This window comes from Micromonospora sp. NPDC005254 (genome assembly GCF_042872525.1).
GTDB lineage: Bacteria > Actinomycetota > Actinomycetes > Mycobacteriales > Micromonosporaceae > Micromonospora.
Genome location: NZ_JBIAKM010000003.1, coordinates 699,094 through 717,587, shown reverse-complemented (window position 1 = coordinate 717,587; position 18,494 = coordinate 699,094). Strand labels below are relative to the sequence as shown.

Sequence of the window (18,494 nt, the reverse complement as noted above, 5' to 3'; positions counted from 1 at the left end):
CCTCAGCCTGGGGATCCGCCCGTCCCGATAGCGCCTCGACCAGACGCTGAAAGCGCCGTTGATCCTCGGTCCGGTACACGGCTGAAGCATGTCATGACGCGGACTGCCGATCCATGATCGGCAGGACACGCCCTAGCCGGTCAGTCGCCGTGGTGGCGGCCGGCGGAGCGGAGTGACCCGCGAGGACTCTCCCGAGCCGGCTCGCTGTCCACCACCGACCTGCCCAGCCCGCTCACCCAGTCGACGAACTCCGCGTCCTGCCTCGGCAGCGGCTCGCGGTCCGGCCGGGTGCCCGCGCCGTCCGCGTCGGCCCGGGATCTGTTGCGCCGGAACAGGCCCAGCCGGCCGCCAGCCCGCTCGCTGGTCCGTTGCGCCTTGACAACGGGTGCCGGGGCGGCCGGCGCAGGGATTGCGGCGACCGGAACGGCCCCTACGGGGCCGGCTTGCGCGGCATCGGCCGTGGGCCGGATACCGGCGCGCCGGGCGTTCGCGAGGGCATCCCAGTTCGCGGCCTGGTCCAGGTTGGGCAGGGGCGGCCGGTGCCGAGGTGGGAGAGCCGGTTCGACGCCCTCTTGCGTGCCGGCCGAGTGGGTTGCCTCGGCACCCGGACCGGGCTCGGTCGAGGACGGCACCCGCCGGGCCGGAACGACTGGCCGAACTGCCTGAACTCGGTTCCGGTCGATCTTCGGCGGCTGGTACATCCGGCCGGTCCCCGGGGCGGCGGTTGCCCCGACGGGTTCGGTGTTGTCGGCCCCCGCCGTTCCAGAGCCGTCCCCGCCGGGTCCTGCGGGAAGGTGGGCCGCCGTCGCGGGCGCCGGTTGCGATGTCTCCGGCGTGGCGAAGTCGGACTGTGTGGCGAAGTCGGCCTGTGTGGCGAGGTCGCCAGATGCGGCCGGTGCGGCGGTAACGGTCGGTGCGGCGGTCCGCGTCGCGGAGTCGGCCGACGCACCGTAGCCCAGCGGTTCGGTCGCGGTCGCGTGCGTCGCTGCCATCACGCCGACGAACCTCCCCGTGCCGGCCAGGTCGACGGGCTCCGGCTCGTCGGCCGCGCCCGTGCCTGGCGTCATGGCCCGCGGCACGGCGGGGTCGGACAACGGACGGAGGATGTCGGTCGGCTCGACGACCCGCTCTTCGGAGGTACGCGACAGGAACGGCCAGCGGAACAACGCGGCGGCGGCCGAACCGAGCACGCCGGCGGCGACGGCGAGCAGCGCGCCGTAGTAGGGCGTGATCTGGTACCGGTCGACGGCGCCGCCGGGACCGGCGGTCAGGTAGGCGAACGCGATCAGCACCGCGCCGGTCGCGCCGGTCGCGCCGTTGACCAGAGGCGGATGCCTGCGCCAACGGGCCAGCCCGCCGGTCGCCGCGCCGACGAGCAGGGCCACCGCTGGCAGAGTCAAGAGAGCCTGGCGGTGTGCCGCGTCGGCGTCGAGCCCGGCCTGCTCCAGCACGCCGATCCGTACGGCGGGCAACGGCCCGGCGGTTGCGAGCGCCGGGACGACCGAGATGAGCGCCAGCAGCCAGACCACGCCGCCCACCGCCGCCATGTTCCAGCCCAGCGGCGGCTTCAGCAGTACGGCGATCGCGGCCCCCGCGCCGACCAGCGCGCCGACGATCGCGCAGATGCCGAGGGCCCAGATCGGGTCCACAGAGAAACGATCGGCGGCCTGGGCCGGCCGGACGCAGAGTGGCGCGATGACGGTGGCGCCCAGCGCGGCAGCGGCGGCGATGGCCACCAATCTGCCGGTGCTTTCCAGCACCCCGTATCGGCGGGCCAGTCGTGCGGTGACGACGGTGCCGGCTACTGCGGCGTGTGCCGCGAACCAGCCCACCCAGGCGAGCTGGGCGGGCCACTGGTTGACGGTGGCTCCGGTGGAGACGCCGGTGAGCTGGACGATGCCGAAGCTGAACGCGATGCCGAGCTGACCGGCACCGGCGAGCACGCCCATCCCGAGAGCTGCGACCAACAGGTTGCGCCAGGTGCGAGAGACCATGTCCGGCACCGTACGCACCTTTTAGGCCGATTGTAACCGAAATGCGATATTCCATGTCGGACGGCCGTGCCAGCGGTCATCCCAGTTCGACCAGGTGCGCGACCTACCTGGTGCTGCCCACATCGGTGCGCATGTGGACCGTGCCGGCGTCGCGGGTGGCCGGTCGGCTCGTCGGCGTCGATCACCGCCCCCGGCGTCCTCGCCGCGGTGGCGGCGAGGTGAGGACGGCCACGGCCGATGCGGCCCGGCCTCAGAGCCGGGAGGTGAAGGTGGCCAGGAACCGTGCGGGGTGACCGCGCCGGCGTTGTCGAAGCAGATCACGTCGACGTCGGCGTTGGTGGTGTACGTCCAGGGTTGGGTGAGGTGGAGGCTCGGGCGCGCGCCGAACGCCGGTCAGGGCAGTGTCAGCTCGAAGCACCCCCACCCGTCGCCGGCCTGCGCGACGAGCTTCCACGTTCCGGCGGCCGGCAACGGGATGCCGCTGGGGTACATCGCCTGCCCGGCGTCGTTGGTCGCCAGCGAGCCGGCGCTGTAGGTCTCGGTGCGACCGCCGGAGGTCGCGGTCACGGTGAGCGCGGCGTTGAGCTGGGGGCGGGCCGGCAGCCAGAACAGCTTGCCCAGGTCGGGGCCGAGGTCAGGGTGCCATTGCCGGCGGTACTCCACGAAGTCCCCGGCGATGAAGTCGCCCGAGCGCACCAGCATGGCGTCGCCGGGCACCGCGACGCACTCGCGTCGGGCGCTGCCGGGCAGGCTCTGCTGGAAGGCCGGCACCGACGCGGCCGGCGAAGACGGCACCGGCGCCGACCCAGCCGGCGAGGCCGGGCCGGCGGCGGGCGGGACTGGTGCAGTACACCCGCAGAGCACCAGCGCCACGACGAACAGCGGGATTGCTCGCACAGCGTTGCCTCTCTCCTCAGGCGGCCGGGGTCCAGGTGAGACCCGGCCGCTCCAACAAGCCACGAGCGTCGCGGTCGTGATGCAATGTGAGCTTCAGGCAGGGCAGGGAGATCGCCACGTCGGAGCCTCATCTTCCACCGCCCGGCCTGCAACCAGGACCGAGGGCTGTAAGACCGAATACGCGGCTCGTGAGGATGCTTGTCAATCCCAAGGTCAATACGGCAAATGAGGCTGAATTTAGTCATGGCCTCACAGAGCACGGACGGCCCAGAGCGGCACGTCGATGTGACCGACCCGCTTCGCCTCCACGGTGAAACAGGACGCGCCGCGAGCGCCTTCATCGCGAAGATGCGCGACTGGGCGCCCTGCACACCGTGCGGGATCAGCTGGCCCGTGTCCGGCCTGTTCGCCTGCACGGTCACCGCGACGGGCTTGGCGTCCACGGGTCACACCCACAACCGGACAGGTAGCCCCAGTGGTCACGGACCGGGACGGCGGACCAGCAGCACCAAGGCCACCCCGACGAACCGGTCGGTGCCGGTGACGGCGAACTCGCGGCGGAGCAGCTCGGCCCGGGCGGGCGGGATGCCCTCGTACGGGTCGCCCGCCCCGCCGACGACCAGCCAGATCCGCCGGACGTCGCCCAGGCAGGGAGCGGGATCGACGCAGTCGATCGCCCAGAACCCGCCGGACCGGCCGGGCGGCACGGCGAGGAAAACGTCCCGCGGCGCCGTGCGCAACTGGTACGCCATCGGCAGTGGGGCGCTCCACCCGCGCCAACCGGAGTAGGCGATGCCGTCACCGGGCTCGTACCGCCGGTCGATCACGGCGGCGGCTGCGCGGTAGTCCGCCTCCCCCGGCACCGGGCTGCGTCGGGCCTCCACCTGCCCCGGCAGGCCCACCCCGGCGACGGCCAGCACGGCCGCGACGAGCACCGCCGCAGGCCCGCCCGCCGGCAGCGCGCGCCGCAGCGCGGCGACCGGCACGGCGATCCCGACCGCCGCCAGCAGCGCCCAGGCGGGCAGCGTGAACAACACGAACCGGGCCAGGAAGAGGTGCACCAGCGGGTGGCTCAGGTAGCAGCACACCGCCGGCGCCACGGCCCAGACCAGCAGCGGAAGGAGCAGTGCGCGCCGCCGGCGCCAGAGCACGGCGGCGCCGGCCAGGCCGGTCCCGACGAACGTCACGGCGACCGGGAGGGAGCCGAACAGCTCCCGGGGGAAGCGGGCGAGCGCCGCCTGGTCGCGGGTGATCCAGGAGACCTGGTCGGCCTGGCGGGACGCCGCGTACAGCAGGGGCGCCGCGGCCACGGCGACCACCAGCACGGTGAGCGCCCAGGCCCACCGGGCCCGCCGGGCACCGCCGCGGCGGACCGCCGAGCCGACCAGCAGCGCGTGGGCTGCCAGCACCGTCGCCGCGACGGCGTGCAGGCAGGTCAACGCCAGCAGGCAGCCGCCGTAGCGGACCCACCGCGGCCACGAGGGCCGGTCCAGCGCCCCGACCAGGGCGAGCGTAGCCAGCACGGTGAGGGCGACGACCCAGGCGTACGAGCGGGCCTCCTGCCCGTACCGGGACACCGACGGGATCGCGACGAAGAGCAGGCCGGCGGTGACCCCGACGGTGCCGTCGTACAGCTTCGCGCCGAGCAGGGTGAGCGCGCCGGCGGCCACCGCCGTGCCGACGATGGACGGGAACCGCAGGGCGAGGGTGGAGTCCCCGGCCAGCGCGGTCCACCCGCGCAGGGCCAGGTAGTAGAGGGCGTGGGTGAGGTCCATGTTGCCGAGCAGATGCCGCAGATCCGGCCACGCGAGGGTGGTGGTCAGCCAGCTGACCGACTCGTCGAACCAGATCTCGCGGCCGCCGCTGCCGAGGGCCGCGACCGCGAACGCGACGAGACTGACGGGCAGGGCGACGCGGGTACGCGACACCGGCGCGCCCGCCCGGCGCGCCGACGCGGCCGGCGCCGCGCGGCCGGGCGCGGCGGGTTGCCGGTCCGACCTGACGGGCTGGGACACGCTCACGGCGGCGGACGGCCTATTCCTAGACCCGGGTACGCGGCACCATCGCCGGCGACCAGCCGACGTCGTACCGGGGGGCGGCGACGGCCCGGGCGAAGGCCTTGGCGACGGCGGGTGAGCTGACGATCCGCCAGTCGACCTCCTTGCGCGCCTCGAACCAGATCAGGCCGATGATGTCCCGGTGGCCGGACAGCAGCTCGAAGGCCTGCCGGATCCACTCGGCCTTGCGCCCCTTGCCGTCGGAGGCGCCGGTCTCGGTGACGACCAGCGGCTTGTGGGTGAAGCCGCGGATCTCCCGGATCGTCGGGCTGAAGATCGCGTCGAAGGACCGGTACGTCGAGAGCGCCCCGGTGCCGTAGTAGCCGGAGAGCCCGACCCAGTCGACGTAGTCGTCGCCCGGATAGAGCGTGGCGAGTTTCGGGGTGGAGTCGTCCCACCTGACGTTCGGGCTCCACGTCCAGATGACGTTCTGCACCCCGGCGGCCTCGAACACGGCGTGGACGTGCCGCCAGGCCTTGACGTAGTCACCCGGCCGGTTGCCGTTGGCCGTCTCGCACCACGGGTACCAGTCGCCGTTCATCTCGTGGGCGAACCGGATGGCCACCGGGTACCCGAGGGCCTTGATGCCCTGCGCCCACGACCGCAGGTACGGGTCGAAGCTCCCCCGCGTGATCTGGGCCAGCCGGTACCGGGGCTGGTCCGAGCGGATCCTGTCGATCTTGCGGGCGCTGAAGCCCTTCTTGCGGGAGGTCTCGTCCAGCCGGTAGTCCCACGGTTCCCACGCCAGCATCGGCAGCATGCCCCGGTCGCGGATCCGGTCGAAGAGCACCCGGTCGAAGGCCGCCGACGCCCATCCCGCGCCGAAGAGCATCGCCTGCGGCTGACGCTTCGCGGCGGCGGCGAACGCATTCACCGGCGTGAAGTCGTACGGACCCTCGTTCGTCATGACGCCGATGAACGTCTTCCCGGCCGGCGGAAAGAGCACCGGCTCCGGGCGCGGCGGCGGTGCGGGCGTCGCCGGGGCGCTCGGTGCGGCCGTCGCCGGGGCGCTCGGTGCGGCCGTCGCCGCGGCCTCCCCCCGGGCTCCCGACGCCGTGCGCGGCGCGATCACGAAGGCGTACGTGAGCAGCAGCGCGGTGATCAGCGCCAGCATGCTCCGCGGCAGGGTCAGCCTCGCCATGGCACACTCCGTTCCGCCGGCACCCGCGTCCTCGGCGGGTGGCGGTCCTCGCTACGGGTACGCGCGGCGGCGCGGGCCGCGTCGTCGCGGTGTCGCCCACGGCGCGTCACACCGGAGACGATGGCGATCAGCGGCGGGCCCAGGCCGGTCACGAGGGTCAGCACCGGCCAGACCCACAGCAGAGTCAGGCCGTGGTCCAGCAGGAAGCTCGCGCCGAGCACGGCAGCGGCGATGGCCGCCCAGCCGAAGTGCAGCCGGAAGGTGCCGAGCGACTCGGTGGTGCGCAGCTTGCCCTTGGCCGTCACCACGAACGCGAGCTTGCGCCGCAGCAGCGCGCCGACCGCGGCGGCCACGTAGACGGGACCGGTGAAGAGGGCCAGCGCCATGCCGACCACACCGATCTCCTCCCGTTCGTGCGGGGCGATGTTGAAGCGGCGCAGCCAGAGCCAGAGCGCGAACCAGGTGCCGATGGTGCCGGCCCAGAGCACCGACCACACGGTCACGTCGAGCTGGGCCGTGCCGACGCCGGTGAGCAGGTACAGGGCGGTGGCGAGGTTGCCCAGCAGGAGGCCGACGGCGACGCTCGGGTAGTAGAACTGGAGCAGCCGGTACTGCCAGCGGCGCCGCGTGCCCAGCTCGCGCGGTGCGCGCAGCTCGGGGCGGACCAGGATCTCGCAGATGCCGGCCGCCCACCGCTTCTGCTGGTTGAAGTAGTCGGCCCACGAGGTGGGGCCCTCCCCGATGGCCACCACGTCCGGGGTGTAGACGCCCTTCCACCGGTTGCCGGTGTGCGGATTGACGGCGGCGTGGACCCGGATGCTGGTGAGGTGGTCCTCGATGATGGAGTCCTGGTAGCCCCCGACGCTGCGCCAGGCCGCCGGTCGGTAGAGGTGGCCGGTGCCGGTGAGCAGTGGCGCGTCCAGCCCGTTGCCGCCGCGCGCGATGAGTCCGTTGTAGAGGTACTGCTGCACCGACGCGCCGTGCGCGACCCAGTTCTGGTGCATGTTGCCGTAGACCTGCGGGGTCACCACGAAGGCGACGTCCGGGTCGCGGAAGTAGCCGAGGGTCCGTTCCAGGAAGCCGGGCAACGGCACGTGGTCCGGGTCGACGTTGGCGACCACGTCGTAGCCGTGCTCGTGCTCGGCCCGCCAGGCGTTGTGGTTTCCCGACTTCGTCCTGGCCCGGAACTCGCCGCTCGGCTGGTTGTACTCGGGCCGGCCCTTGCGGCTGAAGTGCCGCACCCCGAGCCGCGCGGCCATCTCCTTCACCTCGGGGTCGTCCCCCTCGTCGAGGATCCAGACGTCGACCTGGCCGCAGTAGACAATCTGCCGCATCCGCCGCAGGGTCCGCTCGGCGACGTCGAGCGGCTCCTTGCTGGGCACGATGGTGGTGAGCAGCGCCACCCGCAGGCCGACGGGCGGATCGACGGGGACCGGATCCTTGGCATGGAACGCGAAGACCCAGATCACGACGTTCTGCGCGAGGCGGATCAACTCCACGCCGACGACCACGCAGAAGCCGAGCCGGGCCGCCGTCGTCTGCCAGCTGCCGATCCCGGTCACGCCGGGCCCCGGCACGTGCGCCGGAAGCAGCAGCCACCCGACGAACAGCAGCCCGGCCGCACTGTTGACGAGAACCAGGAGCGTCAGGATCAGCCGGGACGCGGGCGACAGGGCCGGCCGGAACTGGACCGGCGCCGCCACGTGCCCCGGCGCGATCAGCGGGCCGGCCGTCGTACCGCACGCCGCGTAGGCGCGGCGCGCCCGGACGTTGCGCTGCCGACGGTCGGGCGGCTCCGACGACCCTCCGATCGAGGTCAGGGCCGGAGCGACGGCGATGCCCTGCCCGGCGACGGGAGACCGCCGGCTATCGCTGGCGATGACCACATTGCCCCCATGGATTTCTGCCCGACTCGAACTCGACCGGAGCTGATGCTATTCGGACAATTTGCTTAAAGCGGGCTGGTTACGTAAACGACCATGAGCCGCGCTCTCCTCAGCCACCGGCGGGGTGCGCCTCGCGTGCCGTCGCACCGTCGGCGGGTCGCGTCCACAAGTGAACGACCCTCGTGAGATCGCCGGTCGCCCGCTCGCGCCCCCCGGGCGTGGACCGGGCCAGCTGCGCCGGGGCGCCGAGCACCGCGATCGCCACCAGGGCGACCGCGCACCACCGGGCGCGCACCCGCGCCAGCGCGACCGCGCCGAGGGTGGCCCACGCGGGCAGCGTGAAGAGCAGCACCTCCGGCATCCAGACCGGCGTCGCCTGCGCGACCAGCAGCAGACCCAGCGGCGGCACCACGGCCCAGGCGGTGTAGAGGGCGGCGGAGCGTCGCAGCGGCAGGCTGAACAGCGCCAACCCGGCCAGCACGACCCCCAGGGCGGTGACGCCGAAGAGGTTCCGGGGCGTCGCGGCCAGCACGTCCAGAGTGGGCTCCGACCCCCGCGCGATCCCGCCGCCGACCACGCCACTGGGAAGCCCCAGCGCGACAGCCGCGGGGAGTGCGCCGAGGATCGCGACCGCCGACCACCGGCCGACCACCCCGCGTCGGAAGACGAACATCGACCAGCCGTGCCCGGCGAGCAACAGCAGCGCGAGACCGTGCGAAAGGCCCAGCAGCAGCACCGCGGCGCCGTAGCCGGCGAAGCGTCCGACCGTCGGCCGGTCAACCGCCCGCACGAGCAGCAGCGTGGCGAGCACGGCGGCGAACACCGTCAGCGCGTACGGCTGGATCTCCTGCGCGTACCGGGTCGACGTCGGCAGCAGCGCGAAGATCACGCCGGCCAGCAGGCCCACCCGCGGCGTGAAGAGTCGGGCCGCCAGGAGCCCGACGAGGGCCGCGGCGGCGGTGACGGCCACCGTCGACACCACCCGTATCGCCGGGCCGGACGCGCCGAGCACCTCCGCCCACAAGCGCAGCAGCGGCGAACCGGCGAGGCCCGGGGTGCCGCCGCCCGGCGGAGTGGCCACGCCGGCCCGCAGGAGGCAGAGCGCGACCGTCAACAGTGCCGGCACCAGCCAGGCGGTGACCCGCCACCGGCCGGTGTCGGTCGTCGCCTGGGTGACGATCGCGTGGTCCTCACCCCAGGGGTCCTCGACGTCGACCTCCGTCGACGCCAGCCGGGGCAGGACTATTGTGTCCGCGTCCTTCATCGTGTCTCACGCATCTCTGTCGGATCCGGCGGTGCACACCGCGGCGGGGGCGCGCCCCACGGCGACGTGAGCCGGGCGTACGCGCGGCGTGGGCAGCACGCGGCGCAGGACCGGCCGGACTCCTGGATCGGGTACGGGTGTCAACTGGAGCATAGGGAACAGAACCGGACAGATGACTCGGATGCGGCATAAGCCCCAAATGAGCGATCACCCGGACCTTGAGGTCTACCTCAGCCAGCCCGGCCTCGGGGCGCCGTTGCGTAATCGGATCGGCGGACGTGTTGAACCCGGGTCGGGTCCGCGGTCAGATCGCCTGGGCGAGTTCGGTGAACGCAGCGGCGACCCGCAGAGTGGGCGGGGCGTCGATGGCGAGTTCGTAGTGGCCGCGTCGTAGGTTCTGCATGAATGCGTGCCCGGCGATGATCACCTGCGCTGTCTTGTCCGTCCGTAGCCCGCGCATCGATCCCAACCGGTGTTTGAGCCGACTGTGATCAGCTTCGATCGGATTGTTCGCGTACCGTTCGACGTGGTGCCACGCGGACGTGATCAGTTCGTCGAGCACGCCGGGGTAGACCGCCGCGGCGTCGGTGACGACCTCGCCGGGTGTCACCTTCAACGTCGACAGCGCTCGTCGGAAGAACCGCCGGGCCGCGCCGGAGTCCCGGCGGGCCGAGACCAGCATGTCGATGACCTGCCCGTACTGGTCGACCGCCCGGTACACGTACCGCCGCACTCCGTTGACCTTGACGTACGTTTCGTCGACGAACCACCTGTCGCCTGGTGAGTGCCGGCAGAAGTGGGCGGCGTCGGCCAGCAGCGGCGTGAACCGCTGCACCCACCGGTAGACCGTGACGTGATCGACCTCGACCCCACGTTCGGCCAGCAGTTCCTCAACATCGCGATAGGACAGGTTGAACCGCAGATACCAGCGGACCGCGACCACGATCACCTCCGGCGGGAACCGGAAGCCGGCGAACGCGGACGTCGGAGGCGGCCATGGGTGAGGTCGGGTCGACGACCTCACTGCTCAAGTCTGCCTCGATCTTGGCGACGCTCAACGCAACGGAGCCTGGTATTGCGATGCGGGCTACGAGCCGGTCCGCCGGGCGAGCGCCTGAACTCGGCGCAGGTCCGCTCGGCATCCGGCAAGGCCGAATTCGGCGATCGCTCGCTCAAGGTGCTCAGCCCGGTCGAGCCCGAGGGCTGACCGCTGTCCCGCGACGAGGTGACGGCCGAGTTCGTAATGGGCGCGTGCCAGCTCGTAGGGCATCTGACGTCGCCCGGCTTCGCGGGCTGCCCGGACCCACGCCCGCCGGGCGGGCTCGGCCCGGCCGCCCAGCCATCGGTACCAGCCCAGGCAGATGAGCGCCCTCGGACGGGCCATGGGAAACGTGCGGGCGTAGCGGCGTAACCGGCGCAGGGCGACTGCGGTGCTTTCGCGCAGCTCGGCCGGGTCAGGCTCGCCCGCTCCGCGCGCCGATCGTCGATGCGGATCCGCCAGCTCGAGCAGCGCCAGAGAGACCTCGGCAATGCCGGCGTGCGCCTCGATGGCGTACTGCTCGAACGACGGATGTGGGCCGATCAGGTGGTCGGCGGTGCGGATCGCCTGCCACGCGTCCAACGGCTGCCCGCTGGCAAGGTGTTGGCGAGCCACGGCGGCGTGGAGGCGGGCCGCGTCGATCCTGGCCGCTGCCGGCAAGAGCTGTGCGGCCTCTTCGAACCAGCCTGCCAGCGCCGGGTCGTCGGGGTTGGCGCGCAGGGCCGTCTCGATCAGGACGAGTAGACCCCAGAGGTGTACGACGGGATCGCGGCGGTCTCGGCCGGAGGCCATCGCCTCGGCGGCCGCTGCGGCCGCCTGCGCGTAGCGGGCGGTGAGGTACCGGCTGAATGCGCTGATCAGGAGCACCTCGTCGGCCCACCGGTGCATCGGTGTCCGGCGCCGGAGTTTCAGGACCCGGTCGGCGCCGAGGTCGACGGCGGCCCAGTCGCCGACCCCGGTCCAGTGCAGCCCGCCCACAATGCCGACCCAGCAGGCGGTGAGCGGATCGTTGGTGCGTTCGACGGCGCTGCTCGCGGCGCGAAGGTGGCGGCCCGCGAGCCGGTGCAACCCCACGGTGCCGATGATCATCCCGAGACCAGCCTGCGCCCGCACGATCAGATCGAGGTCCCCGGCGCGTTCGGCAGCGTTCAGCGACGAGATCGACGCGGCGAGGACCGGAAGGTGCTCATCGAGTACCCAGTAAACCTCGGCGATCGTGAAGCAGGCGGCAGCGCGTTCGCGGGCCGCCTCACGCCGGTCCGCACCCCGGGTCACGACACCACCCGGCCGCAGGCCGTGAAGCGTCCGGCGGATCACCTGTGACGCGATCATCCCCAGTCGTCCCGACGTCGACGTCGGGACGCGGCCGACCAGGAGGTCCAGTGCCCGCTCCAGGTGGTACCGAGCGGCGTTCGCCTCCCCGATCTGCTGGTGCGTCTCGCCGAGCATGCGGTGCCAGCGGGCCCGATGCAGGGGCGCGACGTGACGTTCCAGGGCCGCGCGGAAGAAGGCCTGAGCCTCCCGGAACCAGCCCAGGCGCTGGTACACCGCCCACAGCCGGACCAGGTGAGCGTCGAGCGTGATCGGGTCGCCGCCGAGGATGAGCCATTCGGTGGCGGCGCGCAGGTTCTCCTGCTCCGTTTCCAGACTCGGCCCGCCCTCGGTGCGGGCCTCGCCCGGCGGGGGCAGCAGTGCGACGTGGTGCTCGGCGTGGCGCCACCGGGTCCGCGCCTCCTCCGCGGGGTCCGCGGCCAGGCTCTCGGCCGCGTACTGCCGGAGCAGCTCGTGCATCTCGTAGCGGCCGTCCTCGCCGACCGCGATCAGCGACTGGTCGACGAGGCTGGCCAGCATCGGCAGTCCGGCGCCCGCCACGGCGCCGGCGGCCGCGAGGTCGAAGCTACGGCGCAGCACCGACAACCGCCGTAGGGTCCGGCGTTCCTCGTCGGTCAGCAGCTGCCACGACCAGTCGATCACGGAGCGGAGGCTGCGGTGTCGCCGCTCCACGTCGGGTGCGGTGGTCTCGAGCAGTTCGAGCCCGCTGGCGAGCCGATCGGCGATGGCGGCCGGGGTGGCGGAGCGCACCCAGCGGGCGGCCAGCTCGATGGCCAGCGGCACACCGGCGACCAGCCGGCACACGCGGCCGGCCCCCGCGGTGCCGTCGATGGCGGGGGAGTTGGGACGCAGCAGCCGGGCCCGCTCCTGGAAGAGCTGCACCGCCTCGTAGCCGGCGGCGTCCGCGTCGGCGCCCGGCGGTGGGTACGGCAGACCTGGCACCTCGACCAGCCACTCCACACCCAGCCCCAGCGGCCGCCGGGACGTCACCAACAGCTGCGCGCCGGGTGCTCGCCTCAGGAGTTCGGCGAGCACCCCCGCGCTGTCGCGGAGATGCTCCAGATTGTCGAGCACGAGAAGCAGCTCGCGGCCGGCCAACTGCTCGGCGAGCAGGTCCAGCGGTTCGCGGGGCACAGCCAGGTCGATCTCGAGCGCGCGGGCGAGACCGGCGACGACCAGATCGGCGGCCTCGGCCGGCCGGGCCGGGCTGGTGCCAACGAACGACACGAACACCGTCCCGTCACGACGACGCCCCTGCCGATACGCGGCGACCTCTACCGCCAGCCGGGTCTTTCCGATCCCGCCGGGACCCACCAGGGTCACGAGCCGGCACGTGGGATCATCGAGAAGCTCATGCAGGCGCGTCAGCTCCCTTTCCCGACCGACCAGCGCGGTGAGCGGGCGAGGCAGATCGGTCGTCGGCGACCCGGCCGCCAAGGCCACGTCCTGCCGAGCGGCGGACGCGAGCGGGTCAACACCCAGCGCGGTGAACCCACGGGCGGCGGCGATCTCGTCACGGAGGGCAAGCGTGTCCGCCGCCGGCTCGATACCCAACTCCTCCCGAAGGAGATAGCGGCAGGTCTCGTACTGGGCGAGCGCGGCGCTACGCTGACCGCCCACGGCCAGGAACCACATCAACGCACGGTGCGCCTCCTCGTGCAGGCGCTCCAGCTGCAGCAGGCGGCGGGTCACCTCAATCCCGCCGGCAGCATCCCGCCGGTCTCTGGCCCGCTGCACGGCACGGTCCATGAGCGCGAGCATGTCCGCCCGAACAGCGGCGCGCCGCTCGGTCAGCCAATCATCGAAAAGCGGCGCTCCCGGGACGCCGAAACCCTCGAGGAAGTCGCCTCGGCAGAGCCGGACGGCCTCCAGCAGCTCGTCGTCGTCCTGGTGGGCGGCGGCCACCCGGCTCACCTCCACGACGTCGACCCACACCTGCCGGCTGTCCGCCAGCGCTATGGTCTGCCTGCTCACTGCCACCTGCTCCGGGACGACCCGGCGCAGCTTGGTCAGCACCAGCCGCAGATTGGCCCGGGCCGTCGGCTCCGGAAGGTCGCTCCAGAGCAACCCGGCCAGCGCCGAGCGTGAGTGCGCGGTGCCGGTAACCGCCAGGTAGAACAGGAGCGCCGCCGCCTTGGCGGAGGCCAGCTCCACCAGGGGACGCCCATCCATCGTCAGCTCGGCCCCGCCGAGCACCCGGACACGCAACTGTTGGTTCCGCATAGCCACCACCGTCGTCGTCCGGAAAGAACTCTATCGCTTTCCACGCTGCGAAAACGGTCGGGAAACGGTCTGCACACGGCGGCTCCCTACGGTCGGCTCATGAGTGTCGGAACCCGGGCCCACCAGCGGCAACCTGCCCAGGTTGGTGCCGGCGTCAACGGTGAAGGAGTAGCCATGGCCGTTGTTCATCCGTCCCGCAGCGATCTGCCGGACGTCCAGGTCGGCGGGACCACCGTGCCATCGCTGGTACTGCGGCATGCCGCCCGCCTCGGCGACAAGCCGGCCCTGATCGACGGCGCAACCGGCCGCACGATCAGCTACCGGCAACTCGCCACCGGTGTGGAGCGGGTCGCGGCCGGCCTGGTCGCCCGAGGCTTCGCCCCGGGTGACGTGCTGGCCCTCTACAGCCCCAATTCGCCGGAGTTCGCCCTGGCCGCCTACGGGACGATGGCAGCCGGCGGGATCATCACCGGCGCCAACCCGATGCTCACCGTCGAGGAGCTGGCCGGTCAGCTCGCCGACGCCGGGGCGCGGATGCTGGTCACCGTGCCGCCGTTCCTGGACCGCGCGGTGGCCGCCGCCGAGCGGGCGGGCGTCGAGGAGGTGCTGGTCTTCGGGGACGCGGTCGGCGCAACGTCGTTCCGTGAACTGATCGCCCACCACCACCCGCCGGCGACGCTCGCGGACGACCCCGATCGCGGACTCGCCGCCCTGCCGTACTCCAGCGGCACCACCGGCCTGCCCAAGGGAGTGGAGCTGACCCACTCGAGCGTGGTGACGAACGTTCGCCAGAGCCAGGCGGTGATGGGTTTCCGCGAGGACGACGTGGTGCTCGCCGCGGCGCCGTTCTTCCACGTCATGGGGTTCAACGTCGTGCTGCCGTGCAGTCTGGCGGCCGGCGCGACCGTCGTCACCCTGGCGCGCTTCGACCTCGAAGCCTTCCTTCGGACGATGGAGGAGTACCGGGTGACGGTCAGTATCGTGTCGCCGCCGATGGCGACCGCGCTGGCCGATCATCCACTGGTGGACGACCACGACCTGTCCTCGTTGCGGAGTCTGGGCGTGGGTGCGGCTCCCCTCGGTGCCGATGTGGAGCAGCGATGCGCCGAGCGGCTCGGGTGTGTGGTCAGCCAGGGCCTCGGCATGACGGAAGCCACCGCCATGGTCGCCGTAGGGCCACTCGACCAGCCGCGGCGCGGGTCGGTCGGTCGACTGGTGCCGAACACCGAGGCGCGCGTCGTCGATCCGAACGGCGGTGCCTACCTTGGTGCCGGGCGCGCCGGCGAGCTATGGATCCGCGGCCCGCAGGTCATGCGGGGCTACCGCGACCGTCCGGAGGCCACGGCCGCCACCATCGACGCCGACGGCTGGCTGCGCACCGGGGACCTGTGCTACTTCGACGAGGACGGTTACCTGTACGTGGTCGACCGGTTGAAAGAATTGATCAAGTACGAGGGGTACCAGGTGGCGCCGGCCGAGTTGGAACACCTGCTGCTCACCCACCCGGCGGTCGCGGACGTGGCCGTGGTACCCCGGCCCGACCCGGACGCCGGCGAAGTGCCGGTCGCGTACGTGGTGCTGCGGGGACCGGCGACAGCTGCGGAACTGCTGGCCTACGTGGCCGAGCGGGTCGCTCCCTATAAGCGGCTCCGCGCCGTCCGGTTCACCTCGTCAGTGCCGAGGGCGCCGTCGGGCAAGCTTTCCCGCCGGGTGCTGGTCGAGGCCGAGCGCACCGGATCGGAACGGGCGCGGACAGTGCAAGACTCCCCGCCCGCAGTCCGCGCGGACGGCGGACAGCGATGAACATCCTGGTGGCCGGAGCCGTCGGCCGTGGCCCGACCGAGCTGGCCGCCTTCGACGCCGCGCTGGTGGCGGCCGGTGTCGCCGACCGGAACCTGATCTACCTCAGCTCGGTGTTGCCGCCCGCCAGCTCCGTCGAGCAGGTCGACCGGATCGGCCGTACACCGGGTAGCTGGGGCGACCGGCTGTACTGCGTGGTGGCACGGGCGCGGACGGCGGTGCCGGACGCACAGGCCTGGGCTGGTCTCGGCTGGGTGCAGGACGACTGCGGGCGCGGACTGCTGGTAGAACACGACGCCGACGACGAGGTGAGCCTGCGGGGGCTGGTGACCACGTCCCTGGACGCGCTGTGCCGCAACCGCGGCACGAGCTTCCCGTCGCGTGGCATCGCGGTCGCCGGCGCCCGCTGCACCGGGCGACCGGTCTGCGCCTTGGTGGTCGCGGTGTTCCAGTCGATGGCCTGGGAGCCGGGCCGACGACCGGCCAGAGCGGCGGCACCGGTATGAACGACATCGGTGCGGCTCCGGTGGGCCGGCGGGCGGACCGTGCCCCGACGACGCACCGCAAGCTCTGGAACTGGGTCTTCAGCCTCGTCGCCACCACGGCATCGGCCTACGCGCTGGAGGCGAGCGTGGTGGCGGCCGGCGCGTGCCTGGTCGCGTCCGGCCTGCTCAGCAGCCTCGACCACCGCGGGACGGTGGCGTTTCTGGTCGCCACCTACGCGGTCTGGGGGTTCGGCCTGCGGACCGGTGTGCGGGCGAACTGGACGCTCCTGGCGACGACGGGCACCAGCACCAACGTGTTGTCCAAGGCGTTGTACGACGTGCTCCGGCGCAGGGCGAGCGGTGTCCGCGCACCGCGCCTGGCGGCGGCCCTCGGGTACGCCGGTACCGAGGTCGCCAAGGAGGTGCCCTACTACGCGGGCGCCTTCGGGATCGCCGCCTTCAGCGACTCGATCACCTCGAACGAGGCACTCGTGTTCCTCGGCGGCGCCAACCTGGGCGCCGCCCTGTACGAGTACGGCCTCGCCCGCCTCACCCGAGCCTTCCTGACCCGGCGGCGCCGCCGGTACGCGTCATTCGACACGGACTGGATACCGGCGGAGTACCTCGCCGGCTACTACCGCACCGTCGAACCGGACGAGATCGCCACCATCGCGTTCCTCGTCGAGGCGATGCGACGCGCGGAACGTGGTCAGCCCGTGTTGTTCTTCGGGGTGGGGCCCACCCTGCATCACGTTTTCGCGGCCGCCGAGGTGGCCTCGGAGATCCACCTGGGCGACTACCTGCCGGCGAATCTCAACGAGATCCAGCGGTGGATCGACCGCGAGCACGATGCTCACGACTGGCGCCCGTTCGTCCGCTACACCCTGCGGTGTGAGGGGGTCAGCTGCCCGACCGACGAGGACGTGGCGATCCGTGAGGATCTCGCCCGGGAGAAGATCACCGCGCTGATCCGGGTGGACGCCCGGCAGCCCCGCCCGATGGACCGCCGATACGCGACGGTGGTCAGCGCCTACTGCGCGGACTCCGCCACCGCCGACCGGGCGACCTGGCAGTTCTTCATGCGCCACATCACTGGCCTGGTCCGGCCCGGGGGTCTCTTCGTCACCGCGGCCCTGCGCCGCTGCCGCGGTTACACCGTCGGGGAGAAGACTTTTCCCAGTGCGGATGTCGACGAACACGACCTCCGGGCGGTGCTGCGACCCGAATTCGGGCCGCTGGACGGATCAATTGAGGTACGGCAGGTCGCCCGGGAGAGCTCACACGGCTATTCGGCAATCGTCCTGTGCTCTGCCCGCAAGCGTCCCCGGCCACCCCACTTCCGCCTCACCGCTCCGCGTCACATGGTCGGCCCATCACGGGCAAGTCGTACACCCCACTCCAGCGGACGCAACCTCAACCCTTACGCGTGAAGCCCGATCATCAGTGAACCGATGGACGGAAGAACCATGCCGCGATCAGATCCGGCAATCCACACTGGACTTGGTCTATTGAGGGGAACTCCACGATAGGGACCGCAAATGACCGGACTCAGGGCCGTCGAGGCCCACACGGTGGCGCCATGTCGATCCACAGTCTGATCTTGCTCATCGCACCGCCGACGGTGGGTGTCCTTGTCGGCTACGCCAGCGGGGGTCGAATCGCCGGCTTGCGGAGCATCCGACTCTCGGCCGTGTGGCTCCTGTGGCTGGCCGCCGTCGTCCAGGCGGCGCAGTACCACGTGGCTGCCCTGCGGCATCCCGGCACGCTGGTCGTCGTATTCGGCCTGGTCCTGTGGTGGCTGGCCATGAACCTTCCCAGATGGCCGCTCGCGATCCGCGTCGCTGGCGTCGCCATCACGGTAGGTGCGCTCGCCAATGGAGTGACGGTCGCACTCAACGGACGCATGCCATACCAGCCGAGCGGGGCTGAGGCGGTCGGCCTACGGCCGGATCTCACCACGCCCAAGAACGAACCCGCGGACGATGCGACCCGGTTCGCGCTCCTCGGTGACACGATCCCGGTCACGCCGTTGAAGAAGCTCGTCAGTCCCGGCGACGTGCTCATTGGCGCCGGGACCGTCGCGCTGACGGCGCTCGCGATGCGTCGCCGCCACGACCAACCCGATCCGGGACCCCAGCACATCACGGGAGGTGAAACATGACCATGTCCACCGTCTGGCGCCAGGCCGCCTACGCGATGCTCACGTTAGCGTCGCTGGCCCTGCTGCTCTACACCATCGGCGCACCAATGACAGAAGGAAGCTGAGGGGCCGGCATGAGAATCCGCATCATTGTGGCGCTCCTGTCGCTCGCCACACTTCTCTACACGGTCGGTGCACCACATGAGCACGGAGGCTGAAGCGTACGAATCCGCAGG

At 72.0% G+C, this 18,494-nt stretch carries 12 protein-coding genes; 4 read left to right on the top strand and 8 right to left on the bottom strand.

The window, feature by feature from the left end; genetic code table 11:
* Positions 1–140: 140 nt before the first annotated feature.
* The 8 genes from ACFYPR_RS12910 to ACFYPR_RS12875 all read right to left on the bottom strand — a co-directional run bounded on the left by ACFYPR_RS12910 (position 141) and on the right by ACFYPR_RS12875 (position 13,833).
* A complete protein-coding gene (locus ACFYPR_RS12910; protein ID WP_387259929.1) occupies positions 141–1,994 on the bottom strand; it encodes a hypothetical protein in 1,854 nt (617 codons plus the stop codon).
* Positions 1,995–2,387: 393 nt separating this feature from the next.
* Positions 2,388–2,891 (bottom strand): hypothetical protein, encoded by a 504-nt coding sequence (locus tag ACFYPR_RS12905; protein WP_387259926.1) that lies wholly within the window; start codon positions 2,889–2,891, stop codon positions 2,388–2,390.
* A gap of 479 nt (positions 2,892–3,370) precedes the next feature.
* The gene (locus ACFYPR_RS12900) at positions 3,371–4,819 is read right to left on the bottom strand and encodes a glycosyltransferase family 39 protein (RefSeq protein WP_387259923.1); all 1,449 of its coding nucleotides are present in this window, start codon (positions 4,817–4,819) and stop codon (positions 3,371–3,373) included.
* 112 nt (positions 4,820–4,931) lie between these two features.
* Positions 4,932–6,089, bottom strand: coding sequence for a glycosyl hydrolase (locus tag ACFYPR_RS12895; RefSeq protein WP_363940435.1), 1,158 nt, complete (start codon positions 6,087–6,089; stop codon positions 4,932–4,934).
* Positions 6,077–7,975, bottom strand: coding sequence for a glycosyltransferase family 2 protein (locus ACFYPR_RS12890; RefSeq protein WP_387259919.1), 1,899 nt, complete (start codon positions 7,973–7,975; stop codon positions 6,077–6,079). The genes ACFYPR_RS12895 and ACFYPR_RS12890 overlap by 13 nt, the downstream gene beginning before the upstream one ends.
* A 109-nt stretch (positions 7,976–8,084) precedes the next feature.
* Complete coding sequence (locus tag ACFYPR_RS12885) at positions 8,085–9,239, bottom strand: glycosyltransferase family 39 protein (RefSeq protein WP_354857585.1); 1,155 nt, start codon at positions 9,237–9,239, stop codon at positions 8,085–8,087.
* 304 nt (positions 9,240–9,543) lie between these two features.
* Positions 9,544–10,263 (bottom strand): IS6 family transposase, encoded by a 720-nt coding sequence (locus ACFYPR_RS12880; RefSeq protein WP_387259916.1) that lies wholly within the window; start codon positions 10,261–10,263, stop codon positions 9,544–9,546.
* Between the two features lie 63 nt (positions 10,264–10,326).
* Positions 10,327–13,833, bottom strand: a complete 3,507-nt coding sequence (locus ACFYPR_RS12875; RefSeq protein WP_387259914.1) for a BTAD domain-containing putative transcriptional regulator — start codon at positions 13,831–13,833, stop codon at positions 10,327–10,329.
* A gap of 174 nt (positions 13,834–14,007) precedes the next feature.
* On the opposite strand from ACFYPR_RS12875, the gene ACFYPR_RS12870 reads away from it, so the two are divergent.
* The 4 genes from ACFYPR_RS12870 to ACFYPR_RS12855 all read left to right on the top strand — a co-directional run bounded on the left by ACFYPR_RS12870 (position 14,008) and on the right by ACFYPR_RS12855 (position 18,279).
* Positions 14,008–15,636, top strand: coding sequence for an AMP-binding protein (locus ACFYPR_RS12870; protein ID WP_387259911.1), 1,629 nt, complete (start codon positions 14,008–14,010; stop codon positions 15,634–15,636).
* Positions 15,633–16,139: a pyruvoyl-dependent arginine decarboxylase gene (locus tag ACFYPR_RS12865; protein ID WP_354858590.1), complete on the top strand. Its 507-nt coding sequence runs from the start codon at positions 15,633–15,635 to the stop codon at positions 16,137–16,139. The genes ACFYPR_RS12870 and ACFYPR_RS12865 overlap by 4 nt, the downstream gene beginning before the upstream one ends.
* Positions 16,136–17,548 carry a guanitoxin biosynthesis pre-guanitoxin forming N-methyltransferase GntF gene (gene gntF, locus ACFYPR_RS12860; RefSeq protein WP_387259907.1) on the top strand — a complete coding sequence of 471 codons (1,413 nt, stop codon included), beginning with the start codon at positions 16,136–16,138 and terminating at the stop codon, positions 17,546–17,548. Before ACFYPR_RS12865 ends, gntF begins: the two co-directional genes overlap by 4 nt.
* Positions 17,549–17,697: 149 nt before the next feature.
* Positions 17,698–18,279 (top strand): DUF5317 family protein, encoded by a 582-nt coding sequence (locus ACFYPR_RS12855; RefSeq protein ID WP_354858586.1) that lies wholly within the window; start codon positions 17,698–17,700, stop codon positions 18,277–18,279.
* The last annotated feature ends 215 nt before the right edge of the window (positions 18,280–18,494 follow it).

Bases quoted from the DNA above. Each gene is read 5' to 3' on its own strand.
- ACFYPR_RS12910 (WP_387259929.1), bottom strand. From the start codon at position 1,994: ATGGTCTCTCGCACCTGGCGCAACCTGTTGGTCGCAGCTCTCGGGATG.
- ACFYPR_RS12895 (WP_363940435.1), bottom strand. From the start codon at position 6,089: ATGGCGAGGCTGACCCTGCCGCGGAGCATGCTGGCGCTGATCACCGCG.
- ACFYPR_RS12885 (WP_354857585.1), bottom strand. From the start codon at position 9,239: ATGAAGGACGCGGACACAATAGTCCTGCCCCGGCTGGCGTCGACGGAG.
- ACFYPR_RS12875 (WP_387259914.1), bottom strand. From the start codon at position 13,833: ATGCGGAACCAACAGTTGCGTGTCCGGGTGCTCGGCGGGGCCGAGCTG.
- ACFYPR_RS12870 (WP_387259911.1), top strand. From the start codon at position 14,008: ATGGCCGTTGTTCATCCGTCCCGCAGCGATCTGCCGGACGTCCAGGTC.
- ACFYPR_RS12865 (WP_354858590.1), top strand. From the start codon at position 15,633: ATGAACATCCTGGTGGCCGGAGCCGTCGGCCGTGGCCCGACCGAGCTG.
- gntF (WP_387259907.1), top strand. From the start codon at position 16,136: ATGAACGACATCGGTGCGGCTCCGGTGGGCCGGCGGGCGGACCGTGCC.
- ACFYPR_RS12855 (WP_354858586.1), top strand. From the start codon at position 17,698: ATGTCGATCCACAGTCTGATCTTGCTCATCGCACCGCCGACGGTGGGT.